This window comes from Cellulomonas sp. P4_B5_2, from assembly GCF_056402235.1.
Genome location: NZ_JBFUHU010000405.1, coordinates 1 through 2,794 on the forward strand (window position 1 = coordinate 1; position 2,794 = coordinate 2,794).

2 protein-coding genes are annotated in these 2,794 nt (G+C 73.9%); both read right to left on the reverse strand.

Annotation, left to right across the window (positions count from 1 at the left end; genetic code table 11):
* A partial coding sequence (locus tag AC1DUQ_RS20190; RefSeq protein ID WP_477074467.1) for a hypothetical protein occupies positions 1-2,531 on the reverse strand: 2,531 nt, incomplete at its 3' end.
* Positions 2,531-2,794: hypothetical protein (locus AC1DUQ_RS20195; protein WP_477074468.1), on the reverse strand; the 264-nt coding region annotated here is incomplete at its 5' end. The genes AC1DUQ_RS20195 and AC1DUQ_RS20190, both read right to left, overlap by 1 nt.

Sequence of the window (2,794 nt, forward strand, 5' to 3'; positions counted from 1 at the left end):
AGGCTGCGCAGCAGCGGTGCCCCGAGCACGCCCGCGAGCGCCAGGCCGAGAGTGGCCTTGACCGCCGTCCCCCCGGCCCCTGACTCCTGCGCCACCGTGGTTCCCGAGGTACCGGCCGCCTGGACGTCGGCCGACTCCGGTGCCGGCAACCCGTCGACGGTCTGCGGTGTCCCCCCGACCGGCACGCCACCCGAGAGGGGCGCCGGTGGCCTGACCGCCAGCGATCCGGTCGCGGCGCCGAGCGCCACCGTGGCCGGCGGGGTGGACGGTGCGACGGCGGGACCCTTCTGCGCCTCGATGGTGCTCGCCGCCTGCTGGGCGGCCGCGTAGAGCGCTGCGGTCGGCCCGGTCGACGCGATCGSGACGAAGCCGTCCGGGAGCTGACCGTTGCCGGGTCCGCTGATCTGGCCCTCGGTGGTCGCGGTCCGGATGAACTGCGCGACGTGCCCGGCGTCAGCCGCGTCCAGGCCGGAGACGCGGGCCGCGGTGCTGACCACCATCGTCCCCGGGTAGCCGGTCGGGTCGAGCGAGGCCCGGTCGAACGTGAAGGGCTCGCCCGGGCCTGTCTGGGTCGCCTGTGCGACCGCGGTCGACATCGTCGCCACGCTCGGTGCGACGAAGGTCGCCCCCGGGCCGGTACCAGCGGTCCGCAGCTCGGCGGTGCGCAGGCCGTACCGCTCCGCGTCGCCGAGCGAGACGAGCCCGAGCATGAACCGCACCCCGTAGTTCTGGCGGGCGATGCGGCCGAACTTCCACGGGTCGGTGGTCGTTGAGCGCGTGCACTGCGTCTGCACGTTCGGCCACGCGTCGAGGACCGCCTCGGAGATCTTGCGCAGGCTGTTCACCGGCGCGGCGACGAGCCCCAGGTACGGCGACCGGATCAGCTGCTCGCACTCGCGGGTGCTCTCGCGGACGTACGTGTCCAGCATCGGCCAGTCTTCGCGCGGCACGTCGATGTCCTGGTAGCTCGGGTTGACCCGCATCCCCCACGGGTCCGGCTCCCCGCCGAGGAACGCCATCGCCTCGGGGTCCGCCGCGATGTAGCCGGTCACCGCGGTCATCACGTCCGAGGCCTCGGACAGGGACAGGATCGTCGCCTTCGCCTCCGCCGCGACAGCGGACAGCCCCGGGTTGAGCTCGATGAACTCGGGGTCGGTGTTGAGCGCCAGCGGGTTGTTCTCGAGGCCCTCGTGCGCGCGGACGTCGTTGGTGGCCGGGTACGACTGGGTGAGCAGCTTGGCGAGCAGGCGTGGGGTCATCCGCAGCTGCGTCAGCTCCCCGGAGTTGTCGGGCAGGTCGGCGACGAACGCCACCCCGAAGCCGGTCACCGCCGTCGGCGCGTAGGCCAGGTCGACCGCCGAGGTGCGTGCCGCGTCCGACACGAACGCCGCGACCGCGTCCCCGGTGCCCAGCAGCCGCAGCGCGGCGGACTCCGGCATCCGGTTGTGCTGGAACTTGAACCGGTCGGCGCGCAGGCAGTATGCGGGTGCCCACTGCATCGACGCCTGGTTCAGCAGCTCCGACCCGTACATGCCCACCGGCGCACGCGAGTCGAGGACGTCGCACGCGTCCGGCGGGAGCGCGAAGCTGAGCGGCACGCTGAACCGGTTGCGCCAGTTCGACTCCGACCACCAGAACCGGGGCGAGACCGCGTCGTCCACGCCGACGTCGGACAGGTTGGAGGAGCCGGGTGCGAAGTCCCCCGTCTGCGTGCAGGCCGCGTCGGCGTCCAGGCAGCTCAGGCCCATGATCGGGATGACGACGAGGGTGCACCGGACGTCCGAGGAGCAGCCGAGCGACTCGTTCTCGGTCGAGGTGCGCATCTCGAACTGCACGTCGCCGGTGCCGTCCAGGTTGGTGTACGCGGCGATGTCTGCGGGCGGGAGCGCTGCGTCGATCGCGGACTCCGGGGCGATCGTGGAGTTGCTGCACGACGGGTAGACCGTGCCGCTCGCGGCCTCGAAGGGCAGCAGGTGCTGCGCGAAGACGGAACCCGGCAGCAGGCCGCACTCGGCGGGCCAGTCGGGAAGCGTCTCCTGGTCCGCGCGGTCCTCGTCGGACGCGTAGCGGTCGTGCCGCCAGACCCCTGCCGAGACGACGCCCGCGGCGTAGCGCTGCAGGTACGTGGAGGTCCAGCACGTCTCTGGGCGCACCTGGTCGGCCTCGGGCGCGCTCGCGTCGTCCACGCCGCGGCACTGCAGGATGACCACCGGGTACTCCTGGTTCATGCCGTTGAACCCGTAGGGGTCGGCGGACCGGCCGGCGCTCGGACGGGCGCCCGACCAGCTCACGTGGATCCGCTCGCGGCCGCGCAGGCTCTGCGTCCGGTCCACCTGCACGGTCACCTCGCGCGAGTCGACCGTCGTGGTGGTGCCGTCAGCGGCGACGTGCTCGCGGGTGAGCGTCTTCGTCTGCCGGTAGTCGACGGCGTCGGCCGCCCCGGCCGGCGCGGCCGCGGCGATGCCGGTGAGCGCGAACGTGGCGACGGCGGCGGCGAGCGCGGCCAGTCGCACGCCCGGGCGCGCGCGCATCACAGGGCCGCCGCTCGACGCGCGYGCACGGCGAGGAGACCGGGCACGAGGACGATCGCGAGCAGCTCGGCGGCCGCGAGCGCGCCGAACGCCACTCCGCCCCCCACGGGGCGCGCCACCTGCGTGGACACAGTCCCGCTGGCGACGTCGGACCCGCCCGACCCGCCGCCCCCGACGGGAAGCCCGGTCTCCGGGTCGATCGTCACGGCATCGTCGACCGCCGCCGCCTCGCTCCCGGTGCCCTCTGCGTCCGCGCCCCCGGC